Annotated in this window: 13 protein-coding genes; 4 read left to right on the top strand and 9 right to left on the bottom strand. The window is 66.2% G+C overall.

What is annotated here, in order from left to right; genetic code table 11:
* Window positions 1-8: 8 nt before the first annotated feature.
* From CHB99_RS14915 to CHB99_RS14885, 7 genes are all read right to left on the bottom strand, one after another.
* Window positions 9-2,237 carry a xanthine dehydrogenase family protein molybdopterin-binding subunit gene (locus CHB99_RS14915; protein ID WP_377697406.1) on the bottom strand — a complete coding sequence of 743 codons (2,229 nt, stop codon included), beginning with the start codon at window positions 2,235-2,237 and terminating at the stop codon, window positions 9-11.
* Entirely contained in the window at window positions 2,237-2,695 is a 459-nt protein-coding gene (locus CHB99_RS14910; RefSeq protein WP_042130654.1) for a (2Fe-2S)-binding protein, read from the bottom strand. The genes CHB99_RS14915 and CHB99_RS14910 overlap by 1 nt, the downstream gene beginning before the upstream one ends.
* Window positions 2,696-2,829: 134 nt before the next feature.
* Window positions 2,830-3,753 (bottom strand): LysR substrate-binding domain-containing protein, encoded by a 924-nt coding sequence (locus CHB99_RS14905; protein ID WP_042130656.1) that lies wholly within the window; start codon window positions 3,751-3,753, stop codon window positions 2,830-2,832.
* Window positions 3,754-3,839: 86 nt separating this feature from the next.
* Window positions 3,840-4,760 carry a LysR family transcriptional regulator gene (locus CHB99_RS14900; protein WP_377697403.1) on the bottom strand — a complete coding sequence of 307 codons (921 nt, stop codon included), beginning with the start codon at window positions 4,758-4,760 and terminating at the stop codon, window positions 3,840-3,842.
* Between the two features lie 13 nt (window positions 4,761-4,773).
* Entirely contained in the window at window positions 4,774-5,331 is a 558-nt protein-coding gene (locus tag CHB99_RS14895; RefSeq protein ID WP_042130659.1) for a GNAT family N-acetyltransferase, read from the bottom strand.
* A gap of 511 nt (window positions 5,332-5,842) precedes the next feature.
* Window positions 5,843-6,187, bottom strand: coding sequence for a carboxymuconolactone decarboxylase family protein (locus CHB99_RS14890; RefSeq protein WP_042130750.1), 345 nt, complete (start codon window positions 6,185-6,187; stop codon window positions 5,843-5,845).
* A 96-nt stretch (window positions 6,188-6,283) separates the two neighbouring features.
* On the bottom strand, window positions 6,284-7,681 hold the full coding sequence (locus CHB99_RS14885; RefSeq protein WP_042130752.1) for an L-lactate permease: 1,398 nt from the start codon (window positions 7,679-7,681) through the stop codon (window positions 6,284-6,286).
* Window positions 7,682-7,753: 72 nt separating this feature from the next.
* Here CHB99_RS14885 and CHB99_RS14880 point away from each other — a divergent pair, with 72 nt between their 5' ends.
* Window positions 7,754-8,308 carry a helix-turn-helix domain-containing protein gene (locus tag CHB99_RS14880; RefSeq protein ID WP_042130753.1) on the top strand — a complete coding sequence of 185 codons (555 nt, stop codon included), beginning with the start codon at window positions 7,754-7,756 and terminating at the stop codon, window positions 8,306-8,308.
* Between the two features lie 348 nt (window positions 8,309-8,656).
* Here the strand turns inward: CHB99_RS14880 and lpxO are convergent, their stop codons facing one another.
* A complete protein-coding gene (gene lpxO / locus CHB99_RS14875; RefSeq protein WP_042130467.1) occupies window positions 8,657-9,556 on the bottom strand; it encodes a lipid A hydroxylase LpxO in 900 nt (299 codons plus the stop codon).
* Window positions 9,557-9,714: 158 nt separating this feature from the next.
* Window positions 9,715-10,233, bottom strand: coding sequence for an AidA/PixA family protein (locus CHB99_RS14870; protein WP_042130464.1), 519 nt, complete (start codon window positions 10,231-10,233; stop codon window positions 9,715-9,717).
* A gap of 357 nt (window positions 10,234-10,590) precedes the next feature.
* On the opposite strand from CHB99_RS14870, the gene CHB99_RS14865 reads away from it, so the two are divergent.
* The 3 genes from CHB99_RS14865 to CHB99_RS14855 all read left to right on the top strand — a co-directional run.
* Window positions 10,591-12,147, top strand: coding sequence for a sensor domain-containing diguanylate cyclase (locus tag CHB99_RS14865; protein ID WP_042130462.1), 1,557 nt, complete (start codon window positions 10,591-10,593; stop codon window positions 12,145-12,147).
* Between the two features lie 134 nt (window positions 12,148-12,281).
* Window positions 12,282-17,873: a Tc toxin subunit A gene (locus CHB99_RS14860; protein WP_167335894.1), complete on the top strand. Its 5,592-nt coding sequence runs from the start codon at window positions 12,282-12,284 to the stop codon at window positions 17,871-17,873.
* Window positions 17,870-19,702 (top strand): neuraminidase-like domain-containing protein (locus CHB99_RS14855; RefSeq protein WP_249299705.1); only part of this gene is annotated, 1,833 nt, incomplete at its 3' end. The genes CHB99_RS14860 and CHB99_RS14855, both read left to right, overlap by 4 nt.

Raw genomic sequence — 19,702 nt, 5'->3', positions numbered from 1 at the left:
CCGCTCCCTTAGCTGAAGGTGTAGCGCGACAGCGGCAGGCTGCGGATGCGCTGGCCGGTCAGGTGCGCCACGGCATTGGCCACCGCCGGTGCGGTGGCCGGCAGCGGCGGCTCGCCGATCCCGCCCATTTTTGCCCCGCTCTCGATGATCTTCACATGCACCCGGGCCATGCGTGACGCCGGCAGGATCGGGTACAGGTCGTAGTTGCGCGCCCGTGGCTTGCCGTCGATATACACGGCTTCCTCCACCAGCGCCTGGGACAGCCCCAGGGACACCGCGCCATTGACCTGGGCCTCGACGATCGCCGGGTTGACGATGCTGCCGGGGTCGATGGCCTGCCAGATATCGTGCACGCGCACCTGGCCCTGCTCGATGGACACCTCGGCGATCACCGCCGCTTCCGAGCCGAAAGGCGAGGCCATGGCCACGCCCCGGGCGCGCCGCGAACCGTCCGCGGCCACATAGGGCCCGCGTTTCCAGCCGCCGGACAGCTCGCCCACCGCCTGCAGCAGGGTGGTCAGGCGCGGGTTGTCGCGCAGCAGTTTCAGGCGCAGCTCGAAGGGGTCGTGTTTGCCCTGGTCGGCCAGCTCATCGAGGAAGGCTTCGTAGAAGAAGTCGTTCATCGAGTTGCCCACCGAACGCCAGTAGCCGAGCATCGCCGGGCCCTTGACGTAGATCTGCGCAACCCGCCGATGGGCGATGGCGTAGGACTTGCCGGCCAGCCCCTCGACCGCGCTCGGGTCGACCTTGTCGCCCTGTTTGCCGGCGATGGCCTCGGTCGGGCCCTCGGTGGCGCTGACCGCTTCCAGGGCCACGGGCAGGCCCTCCTGGTCCAGCGCGGCGCGGAACTTGACCACGGCCATGGGCCGCAGGGCATCGCGCAGGAATTCTTCCTCGCGACTCCAGATCAGCTTGACCGGACGCCCGGTGGCTTTGGCCAGGGCGATCGCCTGCGGGTAGGGGTTGGCGCTGTCGTAGAGAAAATGCCGGCCAAAGAAGCCGCCGAGCAGCGGCGAATGCAGGGTGATCCTGTCCGTGTCTAGGCCGGTGCGCCTGGCGATATCGGCGCGGAACATGTCCGGCGCCTGGTTCGGCAGCCAGACCTCGAGGCTGCCGTCCGGGTTGAAGCGCGCGGTGGCCGATGGCGGTTCGAGCTGGGCGTGGTTCAGGTACTGGTTGTGGTAGGTGGCCTCGACCCGGGTCGCCGCGCTGCTCCAGGCCGTGCTGAAGTCGCCCTCGGTCTCGGCATCGCGGGCCGGCCCGGTTGCGCTGGCCAGGCGCTCGCGGAAGGCGTCGCTGGAGAAATCCGCCGGCATCGGCCGCACCTGGGTGTCGGCGCCGGCTTCCCGCCAGTCCACCTGCACGGCTTCCGCCGCGCGCCTGGCGTGCCACCAGCGTTCGGCGACCACCGCCACCGCGCCGGGCAGGCGATGCACGGAATGCACGCCCTTCATGGCCTTGACCTGGGCTTCGTTGCGCACCTCGCCGACCGTCATGCCCAGGCGCGGCGCGTGCTGCACGGCGGCGTGAAGCATGCCGTCGAGCTTGATGTCGATGCTGTACACGGCCTTGCCGGTGGACTTGTCGTAGGCATCGACGCGCTTGACCGGCTTGCCGATCCAGCGGAACTGGCTCGGGTCGCGCAGGGCGATGCTGTCGGCGTCCGGCACCGGCAGGTCCATGGCCCGTTCGGCCAGTTCGCCGTAGCCGACGCTGCGGCCCGAGGCGGCATGCAGCACGCGGCCGGGCTCGGTGCTCAGTTCACCGGGCGCCACGCCGAGGCGCTCGCTGGCGGCCTGCAGGAGCATGGCCCGGGTCAGCGCGCCGAGCTTGCGCATGGTCGGATAGCTGGTGCGTACCGACATGCTGCCGCCGGTGATGCGCATGCCGTTGTCCATCACCACGAACGGCGGGCCGGGCGGGGCGGCTTCCACCAGGAAGCTGGCGGGGTCGGCGTCCAGTTCCTCGCCGACGATCTGCGCCATGGCGGTGAAGATGCCCTGGCCGCCTTCCATGAACGAACAGAGCAGGCGCACGCGGCCGTCCGGGCGGATTTCCAGCAGCGCCGGGACCTGGATCGAGCCGGCGCCGGCGCTGGCCGCTTCGACGCGGCCGATGCCCAGCGGGATGCCGCAGCCGAGGACCAGCGCGCCTGCGGTGATGCCGGCGCTGGCCAGCAGGAAGCGCCGGCGGGAGAGGTTGACGGGGGCGCCGAGTGGCAGGCTTTCCTCGCTCATCATGCGTTCTCCCCGGCATTGGCGACGTCGTGCACCGCGGCGCGGATCGCGTTGTAAGTGCCGCAGCGGCACAGGTTGACCATCGCCGCCTCGATCTCGGCATCGTTGGGTCGGGCGTTGTGCTTGAGCAGGGCGGTGGCGGCCATTACCTGGCCGGACTGGCAGTAACCGCACTGGGCCACCTGGTGGCGGACCCAGGCGTCGACCACGCGCTTGCCGACGCTGTCGGCTTCCACCGCCTCGATGGTGGTGATCTCGCGGCCGACCACGGCGGCCACCGGCGTGACGCAGGCGCGCACCACGTTGCCGTCGATCAGCACCGAGCAGGCACCGCACTGGGCCAGGCCGCAGCCGTACTTGGTCCCGGTCAGGCCGAGGTCGTCACGGATCACCCAGAGCAGGGGCGTGTCCGCGTCGGCGTCGACCTGATAGGTCTGTTGGTTGATTCGCAGGTCCATGGGGCTCACCAGTCATCGGTCGGTTGGGGGCGTGTTCTAGGTATGTGTGCGCGAAAAGGCGCATCGCCCGGTCAGGAAACGCTAGCACAGGGGTACGAAAGCGATGAGCGGGCCGGTTCGCTAGCGGCTAGCGATCAGATTGATGAATGGGTGCTTTGCGCGTGCCCGTCGTCGTAGCGCAGGGCCTCGATCACCAACCCCATCGCCCGCGAGACCTCGCGCTGGCTGGAGTAGTACAGGTGAAAGCCGGGAAAGGTTCGCCAGCAGTCCGGCAGCACCGGCAGCAGGCGGCCGCTGTGCAGATACGGAGCGGCCAGGTCCTCCGGGACATAGGCCAGCCCGTGCCCGGCCACGGCGGCGTTGAACACCTGGTAGATGCCGTTGAACACCAGGCGTCCGCTGACCCGCACGTTCAGCTCGCGCTCGCCGTGGGTCAGCTCCCAGGCGTAGAGATTGCCCAGGGTCGGCAGGCGCAGGTTGATGCAGTCGTGGTTCATCAGTTCTTCCGGGGTGCGCGGCGGCGTGCGTTCGGCCAGGTACGCCGGGGCGGCGACGATCACCAGGCGAAAGTCCGCAGCGATGCGCACCGCGCAGATGTCCTTCGCCAGGCTGTCGCCCGTGCGCACGCCGAAATCGTAGCGGCCCTGGACGATATCGGTCAGGGCGTAGTCCGAGTGCATTTCCAGGTGCAGGCGCGGGTAGCGGTGCAGCAGCGGCGCGAGTTTCGGCCAGAGCAGGGTGTCGATGGCGTGATCGCTGGCGGTGATGCGCAGGGTGCCGCCGGGGGTGTCGCCAAGCTCCGCCACCGCCAGCAGTTGCGCCTCGATATCGCTCAGGCGCGGGCCGACGGCGTCGAGCAGGCGTTCCCCGGCTTCAGTCAGGGCGACGCTGCGGGTGGTACGGGTCAGCAGGCGGATGTCGAGGCGCTTTTCCATCTCGCGGATGGTGTAGCTGAGCATCGATTGCGACATGCCCAGTTGCGCCGCCGCGCGGGTGAAGTTGCGCTCGCGGGCCACGGCCATCAGGGCGAGGAGTTGGCTGTAGGGTTCCTTGGCCATGGGGGCGGGCTCTCAGGTGGCGGGTGACGGGGCTGCGACTCTAGTGATCGGGGATCGATGGAGAAACCCGCATGACGCGCATGCAGCTATGAACGCAATCGATGAATCGGCTCGTCCGCGTCCAGCCGCAGGGCGGCGATCAGCAGGGCCATGGCCCCCGAGGGCTGGCGCCGGCTCGGGTAGTACAGGTGCAGGCCGGGCCAGGTCGGGGAGTACGCCTCCAGCAGGCGCACCAGGTGCCCGGAGCGCAGCCAGGGTGCGGCCATTTCCTCCGGCACGTAGGCCAGGCCGAGGCCGGCCACGGCGGCGTCGAGGCAGTCGAGGATGCTGCTGAAGGTCAGTTGGCCGTCGACTCGCACGTTCAGCGCACGGCCGTCGCGGACGAACTCCCAGGGCCAGATGTTGCCGTGGGTGGCCAGGCGCAGATTGATGCAGTTGTGCCGCACCAGCTCCTCTGGCGACTGCGGCGCGGGATGGCTGGCCAGCCAGGTGCGGGTGGCGACCAGGGCGAAACGCATGTCCGCGGCGATGCGCACGGCGATCATGTCCTGGGCCAGGGAGTCGCCCAGGCGCACGCCGGCATCGAAGCGTTCGGCGACAATGTCCACCAGGGCGTTTTCGGTGGAGATCTCCACCTTGATTCCCGGGTATTGCGGCAGGAAGCGTTTGAGCTTGCCCATCAGCACCGAACGCACGGCGTGGTCGGAGGCGGTGATGCGCAGGGTGCCGGTGGGGCGGTCGCGCAGTTCGTCGAGGGCGGCCAGTTCGGCATCGATCTGCGCCATCTGCGGCGCGACGTTGCGCAGCAGGCGTTCGCCGGCCTCGGTGGGAACCACGCTGCGCGAGTTGCGCGACAGCAGGCGTACGCCAAGGCGGGTTTCGAGGGTGCGCACCGAGTGGCTCACGGCGGTCTGCGACAGTCCCAGGCGCGCCGCGGCCCGGGTGAAGCTGCGTTCCTCGGCGACGGCGAAGAACACGCTGAGGCCGGCGAAGGCATCGCGCAGCATGCGCTGTTCCATGTCAGCGGCCGCGGCGGCGCGAGACCACGGCCTCGATGTTCTTGCGGCCGATCAGCTTCGGCTGCTCGGGCTCGCCCAGCCACTTGTACATCACCAGGCAGTCGACCAGACCGAGGCGGCCGTGGCGGTAGGCCTTGGGCAGGCGACCGACGGTTTCGAAGCCGAGCTTGCTCCACAGGGCGACGGCGACCTCGTTGCTGGCCACCACCGAGTTGAACTGCAGGGCGAGGAAGCCGCAGGCGCGGGCCAGTTGCTGGGAGTGCTCGCACATCTGCCGGGCGATCCCGCGGCCGCGGGCGGCTTCGCTGACCATATAGCCGCAGTTGCCGACATGGCTGCCGGGGCCGGCGGCGTTGGCCTTGAGAAAGTAGGCGCCGAGCAGTTCGCCGTGTTCCTCGGCGACCAGGGTGTGCAGGGGGGCGTCGAGCCAGAGCTGGCGAGCCTGGTCCTGGGTCATGGCGGGGTCGTAGGCGTAGGTTTCCCGGGCCGCGATGATGGCCTGGAAGGTGGGCCAGAAACGGTCGAAGTCGGCGGCGGTCATCGGGCGGATCTGCAGCATGGGGGGATTCTTCGTTGTGGCGGGGTGGGGGGCATTCTAGTGGATGGGGTTTTTGCATCAAGGCTGTCAGGTGGCTGTCTTGAGTCTTCAGGTGCCTGTCTTGAGTTTTTGCAGCGCTCTCAAGATCGAGCGCCGTCCGCACGGCGCTTCGCGAGCAAGCTCGCTCCCACAGTTTGTTGCAACGCGCCATGGCCTGTGGGATTGGGGTTGTCAGCCTTGGTGCATGACTGGTGTCAGCAGAGAGGCCATTGCGCTCGACCTGGATATCGAGTCGAACCAACAAGGCGGTCAACCATGGCCTGACAGACATAGGTTCGTTGCAACAAACTGTGGGAGCGAGCTTGCTCGCGAAGCGCCGTGTGGACGGCGCTCGATCTTGAGGGCGCTAGAAGGATGTCGCCATGCACAGCGATGCGCCGCGCGGACGGCGCTCGATCTCAAGGGCGCTGCATTGGTCACGGCGAGCACCTGGCAGCCTTGACACCATCTCCTACCAGCCCCCCGCCAGAACCTACTCGCCAGCCTTGCCCACCGCATCCAGCGCCCGCGCCGAATACACCAGCGCCGCACCAGCATTCATCGCCACGGCCACGCCCAGCGCTTCGGCGATTTCCTCGCGGGTCGCGCCATGTTTGACCGCCTGCTGCGAATGCACGGCGATGCAGCCGTCGCAGCGGGTTGTGACGGCCACCGCCAGGGAAATCAGCTCACGGGTCTTGGCATCCAGGTGATTGGTCTTGGCCCCCGCGCCACTGGCGGTCATGTAGCCCGCCACGGTGTCGGGGGAGAGCTGTTTCAGATCGCCGATGCCGGCCATCAACTGCTTACGGTAACCATCCCAGTCCATCATGCTCATCGTGTTCACCTCGTTGGGTTGCGATCGATCGAACAGTGAAGCTAGTCGCTCGACGCGCACCGCGCCAATGGTCGTTGGGCCTGAGCCGCTAGTGCTTTAGAACCAGCGGCCGGCCAGCACGTTGACCAGCGCCATCAGCCCGGCGCTGCACAGGACCACGGCGATGGCCATGCGCTGCACCCAGCGGCGCTGTGTCGCCGCGTCGCCAGCCAGCTGCAGGGCCATTTCGATCTTGCCCGGCGAGGCGAGGATGGAGATCGCCGCGGCGACGTTGTGGGTGGCCATGAACAGCAGCAGGTTCGCCCCGAGCGAGCGGGCGATCTCCGCCTGGGTCGCGGCGAACATGGCGTTGGAGCCGCTGCTGGAACCGGTGACGAATCCGCCCAGGGCGCCGACGAAGGGCGAGATCGCCAGGTAGCCGGATCCGATTTCCGCGAGCAATCGAGCGAGATAGGCCGCGGTGCCGCTGACCGCCATGACGATGCCCATGACGATGAACAGTGCGGTCACCGGCGCGACCTGCAACCAGGCGCTCCAGGCCCGCGCCAGGGGCTCGGCGGGCGGGCGCCCGGCGCTGAACCAGAGCGCCGCGACGAACAGCCACAGGGCCGGCGAGGCGACGTAGTGCCAGGCCTCGGAGAGCCCGCTGAAACGCACCACGCTACCGGCCACCAGGACACCGCCGAGCAGCAGTCCGTACGCCTGCAGGGCACGCCGGCCGATGGGCAGCAGCGCCTCGCCAGTCTTGGCGCCACGCAGCAGGTGCAGGCAGATGATCGCCACGCTGCCCAGTGCCCCGGCCGGCGCGGTACCGAAGGCCAGGTTCGACAGGCCTACCGCGAGGGTCAGGATCAGCGCCGAGCCCAGGGCCAGGAGCATTGCCCGCGGGCGCTGGCCCGGCTGGCTGACCAGCCACGCGGCGACGCAACCGTTGACCGCGAACGGCAGGATGCTCAGCGCCGCCGAGGCTACGCCCAGTTCATCGAAACGCAGGCCGGCCAGGCCCGCGGCGATCATCGTGCCCGGTCCCATCGAACCCCAGGGCACCGCGCACAGGCCGAGCAGACCGATCAGCGCGGCATGCCGCCCCGGCAGGCCCATGAACACCAGCAGCGGGATGCCGATGGTCACGCCGATGCCGAAACCGGTCACCGACTCGGCGAACGGCGTGATGCCATGCACCACCAGCAGCACCGCGCCGACACCGGTGCCGGCGCGGCCCTTGATCCAGTTGGCCAGCGCCGCCTGCGCCCCGGCGTGACGCAGCACCTCGGACATCAGCAGCCCACCACCGACGATCAGGACCACCTCGACCACCAGCGGCAGCCACTTGAGCGCGGCTACGCCGATTTCCGCTGCACCCAGCGGAAAGGCAATAATGGTCGCCAACAGCGCAGCCAGCACCCCCAGCAGCGCCGCGTGCAGCGAGCGGATGCCGAGCCCGAGGGCGAGGATCGAGGAAAACACGGGGGATGCGGCGAGAAGGGCATTCATTTCATGGACTCGACATTTGCTTTTTCGCAATTATATTTGCGGATAAGCAATTTGCAAGATGACAGGAACAACATGAGAGACACAGACGAGCAAACCGAGCAGGACCTGTTCGGCACCGCGGTACGCCAGCGGCGCCTGCAACTGGGGGTGACCCTGGACCAACTGGCGCAGAACAGCGGGGTGTCGGCGGCGGCGCTGTCGCGCCTGGAACGCGGGATGTTGAGCCCGAGCCTGCGCAATGCCCTGGCCATCGCCCGCGGGCTGGGCTGCGAATTGTCCGAACTGATCGAGCAGGCGCCGACGGAGGTGACCCGGGCGGGGGAGAACCTGCGCTTCGTCGACGCCGAGACCGGGATCGTCAGGCTGGCCCTGGCGCGGCCCGGGCCGGATCTGGAACTGTTGTCCTATACCGTGCCGCCAGGGGCTTCATCGGCGAAGTTCTCGCCGCACAAGAGCGGGTCGCGGGAGATTTTCCACATCATCGCCGGAACGCTGGAGGTGAATGCCGGGGATCAGGTGGTGGTGTTGCGCGAAGGGGACACGGCGACGGTGCGCGGGGATTGCGAGCACTGGTTTCGCAATGTCGGGGAGGAGGATGTGCGGATTGTGTTGACGATCTTCAAATAGGGGGGCGCTGGTAGGGGCCTGTCTTAAGGCTTGCGGTGCTCTCAAGATCGAGCGCCGCCCGCGCGGCGCATCGCGAGCGCGCTCGCTCCTACATTTGTTGCAACGTGCCATGGCCTGTGAGAGCGGCGTTGCCAGCCTTTGGCGCTTGGCGATTTATCGCGAGGAAGCGGTTGGGGTCGACGCGATACCGCGTCGTGCATACAAGGCGGTCAACCATGGCCTGTCAGGCATAGGTACGTTGCAAAAAATGTAGGAGCGAGCGCGCTCGCGATGCGCCGCGCGGGCGGCGCTCGATCTCACAGGCGCTACAACACTCAAGACAGGCACCTGGCGGCCCCACCCTGAACATCAGATATAGATGAACACCAGCGCAATCGCCGCCACCACCGCCCATTTCTCGGCGTAGTAACGCGCCCGGTTGCGCTTCTTCAGGGCCTTGCCGCGCTCGCGGATCTTGTAGATGCGGGTGAACAGCCGGTTGATCCCGCCGGTCTTGTCCCCGGCATCGTTCGGTGCCGCGGCGGCGGCCATGACATTGGCACTGAACCAGCGGTTGAACGCGGTCGCCCAGCGGTACTTCAACGGCCGCTCGACGTCGCAGAACAGGATGACCCGGTTGTGCTCGGTCTGGTTGGCGGCGTAGTGGATGTAGGTCTCGTCGAACATCACCGCCTCGCCATCCCGCCAGTGGTAGTTCTCGCCATCCACGCAGATGTAGCAGGCTTCGTCGTTCGGCGTGTCCAGGCCCAGGTGATAACGGTACGAACCGGCATACGGATCGCGGTGGCGCACCAGCTTCGAACCCGGCGGCAGGGTGGCGAACATCGCCGCCTTGACCGTGCCGATGCTCTGCAGCAGTTCGGTGGTGCGCGGGCAGAGTTTCATCGCCGAAGGGTGACTCTCGCCGTACCACTTCAGGTAGAAGCGCTTCCAGCCACTCTTGAAGAACGAGTTGAAGCCGACATCGTCGTAGTTCTGCGAGCTCTTGATCTCGCCGACATGCAGCAGTTGCAGGGCTTCCTCGCGGATCTCCCGCCAGTTGTCCTGCAGGGGCTTGAGCTCCGGGAACGACTCGGTCGGCAGGTACGGTTTGGCCGGCAGCCTGGAGAACAGATAGAGGAAGGCATTGACCGGCGCCAGGAAGCTGGAGTGGTCACCCAGCTGGCGGGTGATCTTGTGCCGCACGCGACCGCGAAAATGCACGTAGGCGATTGAAACGACGAACAGCAGGACGATGAATACTTTCATGGGCGGGTACTTGTCGATGTGGCGATGCGCCATGGCATAAGCCCGCCAGCATAATCAATTGGCCCGTTGGTTTGAACAAAATGTTGCAGGGGAGGGGCGCGACCTTGGTGCAATGGCTCACCCTGGCGTATGCCGTGGGGTGAGCCGTTTCAGCAGGATCAGTTGTTGACAGTGATGTACGGGTCCCAGATGTAAGGGCCGCCGACTTGCTGGGTTTCCTGGTTGAGCAGGGAGAACTGGATCTGATACCAGAGTTTCCCCGGTTTTTCCGCGGTGGCCTGCCATACGGTGACGGTCACCGCGTTGGAGCCGACCTTCAGCGGGTTGGTGCCTTCGAGGTAAGCCACCGGCACGTCGTAGAACGGCAGGTAGCTCGGGGTCGAGATCTGCCCGTCATAGTGGCCGCCCTGGTTGGGGTCGCCCTGGATGACGTCGGTGATCAGCGCGGTGGTATCGAAGTTGCGCGACAGGGTGGTGGCACGCCAGCGCACGTTGTCGCCGCGCTTGACGTCGAACCACAGTTCATTGCCGCCGTCCTGCTGGTTGCCTGTGGCGTTCGGGTCCACCAGATTGCGCTGTACCAGCAGCGACACCGAGCCGGCGACATCCCCGGTGCTCAGCAGGTTGTCAGCGTCGACGATCAGCAGCACGTCGATGGTATTGGTCGTTCCGGACATGAAACTCTCCTTGGATCATGGGTTGGCAAGGCGACCACGCCCGACGGCGCATCCCGGCTCCCGGTCCCTGGGTGCGGTCGCGGGATCAAGAATGGTTGATGGCTATCTGATGTCAATTGCGCCAAGGCCGACGGGACAATGACAGCGGATTGTGAACCCGGCGTCATGTTGTTGAATTGTCGGACAGTCTGCTGATGGCTTCCCCGGGGAAGGGAAGTTCTCCCGCCCTGAGTATGGGAAAAGGCTGACAAGGCCTGGCGGCAACTGCTGGCGATTTTCGCTGTCGTAGCCGGTTCGCGGATATCTCCTACAACAATTGTTCTATCGTTCTGAGGACTTCGCTTGGGAAAGGGCCCAATGACCTTCAAGCACATCGACCTGCGCAAGATCATCCTGCTGTTCGCCCTGGTCACCGCCGGGGTGACCCTGGCCAACAGTTTCTACGCGGCGCGCAAGGTGCAGCATCAGGTGCTGGTGGACAACGCCCTGGAAGCCAACCGCGCCTACGCGGCCAAGGTGGCGTCGAGCATCGAGGCTTTTCTGCTGTCGTCGCAGCAGCAACTGGCCTACAGCGTCGCGCAGATGAGCCGTGACTTCAGCAACCCGCGTCTGCTGCACGCCGAAGCCCGGCGCATCCAGGAGCAGGACCAGGGCTTCAATGCGATCACCATCGTCGATGCCAGCGGTCATGTCCTCGCGGCCTGGCCGCCGTCGCTGTTGCACGACGGCCAGGCCCTGACCTCCAGCGGCGCCGAACACGCGCTGAACAGCCGCGCGCCGTTGATCAGCGATGCCTATACCTCCAGCACCGGCAACCTGGTGGTGTTCGTCTCCCACCCGGTGTTCGATGCCGACAAGCGCTACCTGGGCTTCGTCGGTGGTGCCTTGTACCTGCGCGAAAAGGGCATCCTGCACACCCTGATCAGCAACCACTTCTACCGCGACGGCACCCTGAGCTACGTGGTCGACAACAATCGCCGCCTGCTCTATCACCCGCAGTTCGACCGGGTCGGCAGCGTGGTCGGGGCGAATCCGGCGGTGGACCAGTTGCTCGCGGGCGCGAGCGGAGCCATGCAGGTGACCAACTCCCAAGGTGTGGAAATGCTCGCCGGCTACGCCAGCATTCCCCTGACCCGCTGGGGCGTGGTCTCGCAGAAACCCTACCGCGACACCGTGGCGCCGCTGGACCGCCTGATGTGGCAGATGCTCTGGGGCACCGCGCCGGTCGGCCTGCTCGGGCTGGTCGGCATCTGGTGGATGACCCGCCTGATCACCCGACCGCTGCGCCAACTGGCGGACAACGCCAACGCGATGAACGCCAGCAGCTCGCCGGAACGCATTCGCCGGGTGCGCGCCTGGTATTTCGAGGCCGACCATATCAAGCGCGCCTTGCTGCGCGGGATCAACGTGATGCAGGAGCGCATGGGCCATCTCAACCTGCAGGCGCAGACCGACCCGCTGACCGGGTTGCTCAATCGTCGCGCGCTGGCCGACGCGCTGCGGGTGATCGATGGGCAGGCCCGGCCGTTCGCGGCGATCGCCCTGGACATCGATCACTTCAAGGCGATCAACGACAGCCATGGCCACGATGTCGGCGATGAGGTGCTGGCGCGGCTGGCCGGGGTGTTGCGCGAGTGTTCGCGGGAGGGCGACCTGGCGTTTCGCCTGGGCGGCGAGGAATTTCTCCTGCTGCTGCCGGACACCACGATCGCCGCGGCCGGCGAAGTGGCCGAGCGCCTGCGCCGGCAGGTGGAAGCGACGCGGCTGGAGCCGGTCGGGCATGTCAGCGTGTCGCTGGGCGTGGCCCGCTGCGTTGCCGGCGCTGACAGCGCCGAGGCCCTCAAGCGTGCCGACGAGTTGATGTACGCCGCCAAGCAGGCTGGCCGCAACCGCGTGGTCAGCGAGCCTGGGTAGAACCCGCAAGCCCGTAGCCATGCGGGTTTCAGGCCCTACCTGGTATTTCTGTCAGTAGCGGGAACTCACAGGGCTGTTTAGCTTCATCGAACCGGCGGCCGCAAGTGTCGCCACAGTCGATGGAGATCCTGTTCATGGCCCGGCGCAGAACGGCACCCGAAAGCGATTCCCTGACCCGTATCGCCACCCGCCCCGGCCAGGCCGGGCAACTCTTGCAGGCCGGCCTGGGCTCGGCGTTCGAGATCGCCAGAGGCGGCGTCGAGGCCCTGATGAAGCGGGTTCCCGGGCTCGACGGCGACGAGGCACACAGGGTGCACCAGCGCGCCACGGCCCTGGCGGTGCTGGCGGCGCGGCACTATCGCGAGCAGCGCTTGACCGCCCAGGTCGAGATCCCCAGCCCGCCCTGGCGCACCGGTCTGCGCGCCCTGCTGGAAGGGCCGACCTTCGACAGCCAGTTCAATCCCAACTGGGGCGACAACTGCCCGCCCGACGCGATCGAGGCCACCACCTCGCCAGCCGCCTACCTGACCGCACTGTTCCAGTGGGTGACCCAGGTCATCGAGCCGCAGGCCAACCAGGAGGAGGGCAAGCCGGTCTTTCTCGCCGCGCGGCGTCCCGACCTGGCCACGTTGATGCTCGACAACCACAGCCTGGAGCGGGTCGAACCGACCATCGGCATCGTCAACGAAATCCTCGAGCGCGCGGCGCGCAAGCACCTCGACGACCACAACCAGAAAAGCCTCACGGTGGACGATGCGCTGCTGCTGGCGCGTTATCCGTTCGGCCTGCCGTTCGAACGCTACATGTCGCAGATCAACGCCATTCTCCAGCGCAAGGGCTACAGCCTGGGCGAGCTGATTCGCCAGCTCGATCCGGACTTCCCGTATTTCTGTCGCGGCGGGCTGCATTCGCCGCGTTCCGACGAGGCGCTGCAACTGGACATGGCGATCGGACCGGAGCAACGCGCGCTGCTGCTCGAAGCGGCGTATTTCCCTCGCGCTGCGCGGCGGGTCAGTGCGCGTTCGGTGCAGGTACGGGTAAACCCGCGCAGCGGGCTGCGTGAGTCGCTGCACACCTTGCAGAGCGGTTTCTACCAGCGCCACTACGGCGTGACGAAAGCCGAAGAGTTGCTGCCGCTGAGCGCCTTCTGCCTGCGCACCGGACTGGACCAGGACGGCGTCGAATCGCTGTTCTCCATCGAGCGCCATGCGCCGGTGGCGTCGCCCAATGTGCCGGGACTCGCGGCGCCGACGCCGGCCCGCTTCGGCTCGGTGTATATCAACGCCGGCACCGAGCCTGGCATCGGCATTGTCAGCGTCGATGGCGAGCATGCCCTGAGCGACTGGAAGGCCGATCACTTCGACCGCATGCAGCGCATGATCCGCCTGGCGCGCTGGGTCGAACTGCCTTTTGCCGACGCCGACCTGATCGTCGCTGCGGCCCTGCAGGCCGAGCACGGCGAGGCCGGTCGCGGCCGCGAGATCAGCGAGAACACCCTGCGGGCCCTGGGGCTGTTCCGTCGCCTGCGCCGCGATTTCAAGGTCAGCGCCGAGGACTTTGCCGCGCTGCTGAGCGGTGTCGCCCTGTATGCCCGGGGCAGCGCGGTCCCGCAGTTCGACCGGGTGTTCAATGATCCGACGCTGTTCAGCGAGCCGCTGGTGCTGGATGACAGTGTGTTCAGCATCGTTCCGAAAAACGATGCGCAGTACCGCAGGATCCACCACTTGTGCAGTGCGCTGGGCATCAACTTCGAGACCTATCTGTACCTCGCCCGCTATATCGCCCAGTCCCGGCAACCGGCGAAAACCGCAGGCGAGGATGAAGACAGCCTGTACTGGTCACACGCCGTGGTCTCGGCGTTCTACCGCCTGGTGCGTCTGCCCGCCTGGCTGGGCTTGAGCAGCGTCGAGGCGCTGGCCCTGCTGCAGCTGATGGGCGAGCGCGGCCACCAGTACGTCTCGTGCCTGGTGACGACCCGCCTGGTCGTGCATCAGCACAGTGAACTCAGCGATACCCTCAGCGTGGTGCAGGCCTTGGCCGATACCGTGCAATGGCTGCGCGACAACGCCCTCGACGTCGCCTGGCTGTACCAGCAACTGATGCCGCTGGCCCCGGTGGCCGCGGCCAGCGAGCGCGAGCTGGACCTGCTGCGGCAGATCGCCGGGCGCGTGCCGCCGGCGATCCTCAGCGAGGCGAGCTTTCGCGATGCCGGCATCCCGATGAAAGCCGGTGTCGATGTGCCTGTCGAGATCGACTGGCTGCAGCAACTGAAGCTGTTCGTCTCGCCGGCGGGGCTGATCCTCGAGCGCGGCGAGGATCCCGACGATGTCGCCTATGAGGCGGCATTGCGTGCGCGGATCGAGGTCATCGTCGCCGACCTTGAGCTGCCCGACGGTCCTGGCGTGCTGGTGCGGGTCTTCCAGTTGGTGATGGACGCGCGCTCGGCGCAGCGCAGCCTGGTCTGGGAGGCGCTGGCCAACCTGTTCGGCGGCAGCGCCGAGCTGAGCCAGGAACTGCTCGGCTGGGCGGACGGCAGCAGCTACCAGTTGCTTGAAGAGGTGTTGCGGCTGTTCGATGGCAATGACCTCCTGCCTATCCCGGTTGGCGACGATATCCTGGCGCTGCTCGCGCGCCTGACCCGGCGCATGCTCATCGCCGAACGCCTGGCGCTCAGTCCGCTGGCCCTGCGCTGCTGGTGGCAACATCGCGAGTGGTTCGAGGGCGCTGGCGGCGACGAGCCTGCCACGGACATCACCTTCACCCAGTTGCACCTGCTGGTGCAGTACCGCCATCTGCTGGAGTTCACCCGCCAGGCCGAACAGGCGTTGCTGGACTACCTCAAGCTGGTCGCGGACCTGCCGCCGGACCTCAGCGAGGAAGACCTGCGTCTGATCCGCGAGGATGCCGCCGGCAAGATCACCCAGTTCACCGGCTTCGGCATCCGCGACATTCTCGAAACCGCGCTGGAGATCAGCGGCAATGGCCTGATCTCCAGCGTGCGGCAGATGGATCATCTGGTGCGTGTGCGCCTGGCCTGCGAAACCCTGCAACTGGGTACCGCCGCAGCCGTGGAACTGGGCGCGCTGCGCGGCAACAGCAGCCGCGAAGTCTATCGTTCGGCCGCCGAAGGTGCCTTGAGCAGCCTCACCGCAGCGCTCGAAGCACCGACCGTACCGATCCAGGGCGAACTGGGCCAGAGCGAGACGTCGTGGATCGTGGTGGATACCCAGCGCCTGGTGGCGCGTACGGACGCCAAGGCCCGTTGCCTGCTGACCGTGAAGAACTTTCTCGGCGAGCCGCTGGCCAACATCAGCGTGGCCTGGGAGACCAACCTGTCACGCCTGGACGCACCGTCGTCCAGCAGCACCGACGTCAATGGCCAGGTCTGGATCGACCTGCAGGCCGGGGAGGAGATGGGCGCGGCACAGGTGATCGCCCGTTTCGGCCTCGACCGGCAGATCCTCGCACCGCTGGTCCATATCGACTGCGATCTGGAATCGCTGTACATCTCCGAACCCGTGCGCCAGCCCGACGAGGCACTGGCGGGCAATCTCGACAGCGTCGATTTCCACCTGCGAGTGTTCGACGATCACGGCAACCCGGGGCGTGACCAGATCGTGCAGTGGAGCACCGACCTGGGTATCTTCGAGCGCCCGCAGACCCGCACCGATGGCGAAGGCTTCGCCAGTGCGCGCCTGCGCAGCCTGTCGTCCGGGGTGGCGACGGTGATGGCGGAGCTGCCGATCAACGGCGAACAGGAAAGCTTCGATCCGGTGACCTTCCTCGAACAACTGTACTTCCAGTACGTGCGTTTCGATGGACCGGTCGCTGCCGGCCAGCCCACCACCGCAAGATGTCGCGTGGTCAACCTCGACGGCAGTCCGCAGCGCACCGTGACTGTGCTGTGGTCGGCGGACTTCGGCAGCTTCGTCGAAGAGCCGGACCGCAGCATCAGCAACGCCGACGGCATCGCGGTCATCACCTACCTGGCCGCCGAACCGGGCGAAGTGACGCTGACCATCAACGCCCGGTTCGCCCACAAGGACCTCAAGCCGCTGTCGTCGGCGCGGACCACGGTTCATCAGTTGCCGACCCTGGTGGAGATGGAGCCCGCCGAGCAGTACTTCGGTCTGCATCAGGCCCGCCCGGCAACCTTCTCGGTGCGACTGGAGCCGGCGGCGGCGGGTTATCCGGTGACCTGGTGGGCAGGAGAAGAATTGCTGGCCACGACCTACACCAGCGCGGATGGCTCGGCAGGCTACCAGCGATTCTTCCGTGAGGAGGATCTGGGAGAGCATCTCATCACCGTGCGTGGGGTGAAGGAAGGTGAACAGTTCGATTTCAAGGTGCAGGTGGTGGTGCCCCACACCCGCTTGCGTGCGCAGCCAGGACCGGACAGCCCCGGTATCGTGCTGGCGGACGCCGAAAGGGTGATATTCGCGGTCGACCCCGGGCTGTCTTCCGACCTGCTGGTCTTTGCCGAGCGCATCGACGGAGTGGGCGACGATGGCGCTCGCCTGACCTTGACCCTGGATGACTACGCGGATCCCGTCGCGCTGGGTGTGGTGTTCGACCCGCCTCTTGGCGAAACCCTCCATTGCGACGCCGACGGCAAGGTCACCCTCAGGATCGACTGCACGAACGCGGCGTTCCTGCCCAACAGCGATCCCTCCAACAACCACATGCGCCTGCACGTGACCTCCAACCTCGGTACCACGCTGAACATCTGGGTAGGCCTGCGCTATCTGCTGGATCTGGAGAAGAGCGAGCTGCATTTCTTCCGCGGCCCTGCCGCTTCCGCGACCACTGCCGGACTGTCCGGGCGCCTGAAACGGCGCAATGGCACGCTGCCGCCCAGCTTGCGCGAGGGTCATCGGACCCTGCGGCTGACCCTGGACGGTGCCAGCGAACCGGTCGAGGTGCCGCTGACGACCCACGGGGAAGACCCGCTCTGGCTGTATGCGCCAGCGTTCAATGGAGACGCCGGGAAGATCGGGTCACGCTGCACTTTCCAGGCAATTGGCGATCTGGAAAAACGTGTGCAGTTCGCGGGGTCGAATACCTTTACGGCGGAACGGATCATCAGCGATGCCACGTTGACGCTGGTGGCGGTCGAGGACTCAGGGATCTTTCATCACTACAACGATTTCGTCGTCGATCAGGGAGGGGTCTCTCGCTGCACCCTGGAACTGCACGATGCCGAAGGGCCGATTGCGGGAGTGTCGCTGCTGGTGGGCAGGAGCCTGGTCAATGGTGTCGAGTTCCGGAGTGCGGGGGTAACCGATGGGGAAGGACGTACCCATGTCGAGATCGACACCCGCCAATCGGCAGCCAAGACCACGGCTGCCCTGCCGATTGGCCTCGCTGATTTCTACAGGACCCTGGATTTGCGGGTCTGGGAAATGGCGGTCATCACGGTAAGTGTCACATCGCTGACGGAAGACCGGATCACGGGGGCGGCCCACTTCATCCGCCGGGAAGGCCGGTTGTTCAGTCATGTGGATCACCAGTGGGGTCTCAGCTTCAGATGTAGCCAGTACGGCTACACGGCCACATTCCCCACCGCACCTGAAGGGTTCACGGCCTCAGCTGGAATGGGGAGACCTAAGTTGCCGGCTGTCCTGACGGTCGGCTTGTATGACAAGCCCGAAAACGAAATTGTCTGGCTGATCGGCAAAAACTATACCGATGTAACCGAAGACATGTCCAAGGGAGAAGACTCATGAACCCGCTCTTCGCCACCCTCGCCGAAGACCACCGCGACGCGCTGGTCGCCTACTACCTCGGCCAGATCGTCCCACAGCACCCGGTCGAAGGTGCCCGCGGCCTGGTCACCGAGCAGGACCTCTACGAATTCCTCCTGATCGACAACCAGGTCAGCGCCCAGGTCGATACCAGCCGTATCGCCATGGGCATGGCGAGCTTGCAGCAGTACATCCACGCCATCTTCAACGGCATGGAGCCTGGCTACCTGGGCATGCTCGAAGGCCGCGAGCAGGAGCAGTGGCGCGTCGCCAAGAGCGAGTATTCGGTGTGGGGCGCCAACCAGAAGCTGCGCGACTATCCGGAAAACTACCTGGTGCCGAGCCTGCGCCTGAAGCAGACCGAGGCCTTTCGCGAGTTCATCGGCAATACCGATCAGAGCCGCATCTCCAAGGATTCGGTGCAACGGGCGCTGGTGCATTACCTGGACCGCTTCGAGCGCATCAGCAACCTGCAGATCATCAGCGGCTACATCGACGGCCTGGATTTTCGCAAGGCCGACTACTACTTCATCGGCCGCGAGAACGTCGAACCGCGGGCCTGGTTCTGGCGCAAGGTCGCGGTGTATTTCGACGACCCGGAGGCGGCGCGTGCCGAGGACGACGACTACCTGAGCCCCACCGCCTGGGACGAATGGATGCCGGTGGAGGTGCCCAAGGGGCACGACGTGGTGCTCATGCGTCCGCTGGTGCTGGACGGCCGCCTGTATGCGGTCTGGGTCGAGCAGCATCGCGAGCAGCGTCCGGTGCCCGCGGCGCGCGCCGAGTTACCGGGGCTGCAGGAGGAAGTCCGGTGCTACACGGTGAAGCTGGCATACCGCTCGCTGGAAGGCACCTGGTCGGTGCCGATGAGTTACCGGCTGGAGCAGGACGGCGTAATTCGGAACCCCCGCCTGGTTGCCTTCGTCAATGAAGCCGATCCGCAGGCGAAGAAGATCGTCATCGGTTTTACCAGCGTCAGTGGGCTCACCGCCGAGGGGCTGGCCCTGGATCTGCGGTTCAACGTGCTGTTCCAGGGGATGGTGGAAAAGGACGGCGGCGATGGCACCCTGATCGAGCGGATCGTCAGCGGTATCTACCACTTCATCGAACCCCCGAATGGCTTGCAGCACCCGCTGGCGACCGATGCGCCGATGCACGTGCAGGTCCGCAACAACCCGAGCGGCAAGTATGCTGTCGTCGGCCAGCTCAACAACAGGATTTTTCTGAGCTGCAGCATGGGGCTCGATGACAACGGGCCGCATGTCCGCATATATGGACGCTCGAATCTTGTGCTGGGCTACGAATACCCGTACACGTCGGATTTCGTCCTGACCATATACCAGGAAGGAGAGGAGCCCTGGCGTCGGGTGTACAGGCGCCAGTTCAACGGCAAGCTGGAAACCGACGTGAAGACGCTGACCGTGGATGGCAGCGAGCCGATAGTGGTGTCCCTTGGCTTCCCGGAGGTAGGGCTTGAGTCCGTAAATCATTACGACGTCACGTTTCCGCCGTCCGTTCCCGCGGCCCCGCTGCTGGTCACCAGCCGTGGCGGGCATTTTCTCGACTTGGAGAGTCTGGGCCTGAAAGGCCTGCGCTACGTGCGCCTGAATACCCTGTTCGCCAAGGAACTGGTGGCCCGGGCAATGGTGTCGGTGGATGCCCTGCTCAGCTGGGATACCCAGCACATCGAGGAGACGGCGTTGCCGGCGGAGGGGATCAAGCAGTTGATGGACTTCCATGGCGCCAACGGTCGCTACTTCTGGGAACTGTTCTTCCATATCCCGCATGCCGTGGCCTGGCGCCTGCACAAC

The sequence above is a fragment of the Pseudomonas japonica genome, assembly GCF_900188455.1.
In the GTDB taxonomy this organism is placed as follows: Bacteria; Pseudomonadota; Gammaproteobacteria; order Pseudomonadales; family Pseudomonadaceae; genus Aquipseudomonas; species Aquipseudomonas japonica.
Note: the sequence above shows the minus strand (reverse complement) of the source record. Positions and strands in the feature narration are given on the sequence as shown.

Bases quoted from the DNA above. Each gene is read 5' to 3' on its own strand.
- CHB99_RS14915 (WP_377697406.1), bottom strand. From the start codon at position 2,237: ATGAGCGAGGAAAGCCTGCCACTCGGCGCCCCCGTCAACCTCTCCCGC.
- CHB99_RS14910 (WP_042130654.1), bottom strand. From the start codon at position 2,695: ATGGACCTGCGAATCAACCAACAGACCTATCAGGTCGACGCCGACGCG.
- CHB99_RS14905 (WP_042130656.1), bottom strand. From the start codon at position 3,753: ATGGCCAAGGAACCCTACAGCCAACTCCTCGCCCTGATGGCCGTGGCC.
- CHB99_RS14900 (WP_377697403.1), bottom strand. From the start codon at position 4,760: ATGCTGCGCGATGCCTTCGCCGGCCTCAGCGTGTTCTTCGCCGTCGCC.
- CHB99_RS14895 (WP_042130659.1), bottom strand. From the start codon at position 5,331: ATGCTGCAGATCCGCCCGATGACCGCCGCCGACTTCGACCGTTTCTGG.
- CHB99_RS14890 (WP_042130750.1), bottom strand. From the start codon at position 6,187: ATGAGCATGATGGACTGGGATGGTTACCGTAAGCAGTTGATGGCCGGC.
- CHB99_RS14885 (WP_042130752.1), bottom strand. From the start codon at position 7,681: ATGAATGCCCTTCTCGCCGCATCCCCCGTGTTTTCCTCGATCCTCGCC.
- CHB99_RS14880 (WP_042130753.1), top strand. From the start codon at position 7,754: ATGAGAGACACAGACGAGCAAACCGAGCAGGACCTGTTCGGCACCGCG.
- lpxO (WP_042130467.1), bottom strand. From the start codon at position 9,556: ATGAAAGTATTCATCGTCCTGCTGTTCGTCGTTTCAATCGCCTACGTG.
- CHB99_RS14870 (WP_042130464.1), bottom strand. From the start codon at position 10,233: ATGTCCGGAACGACCAATACCATCGACGTGCTGCTGATCGTCGACGCT.
- CHB99_RS14865 (WP_042130462.1), top strand. From the start codon at position 10,591: ATGACCTTCAAGCACATCGACCTGCGCAAGATCATCCTGCTGTTCGCC.
- CHB99_RS14860 (WP_167335894.1), top strand. From the start codon at position 12,282: ATGGCCCGGCGCAGAACGGCACCCGAAAGCGATTCCCTGACCCGTATC.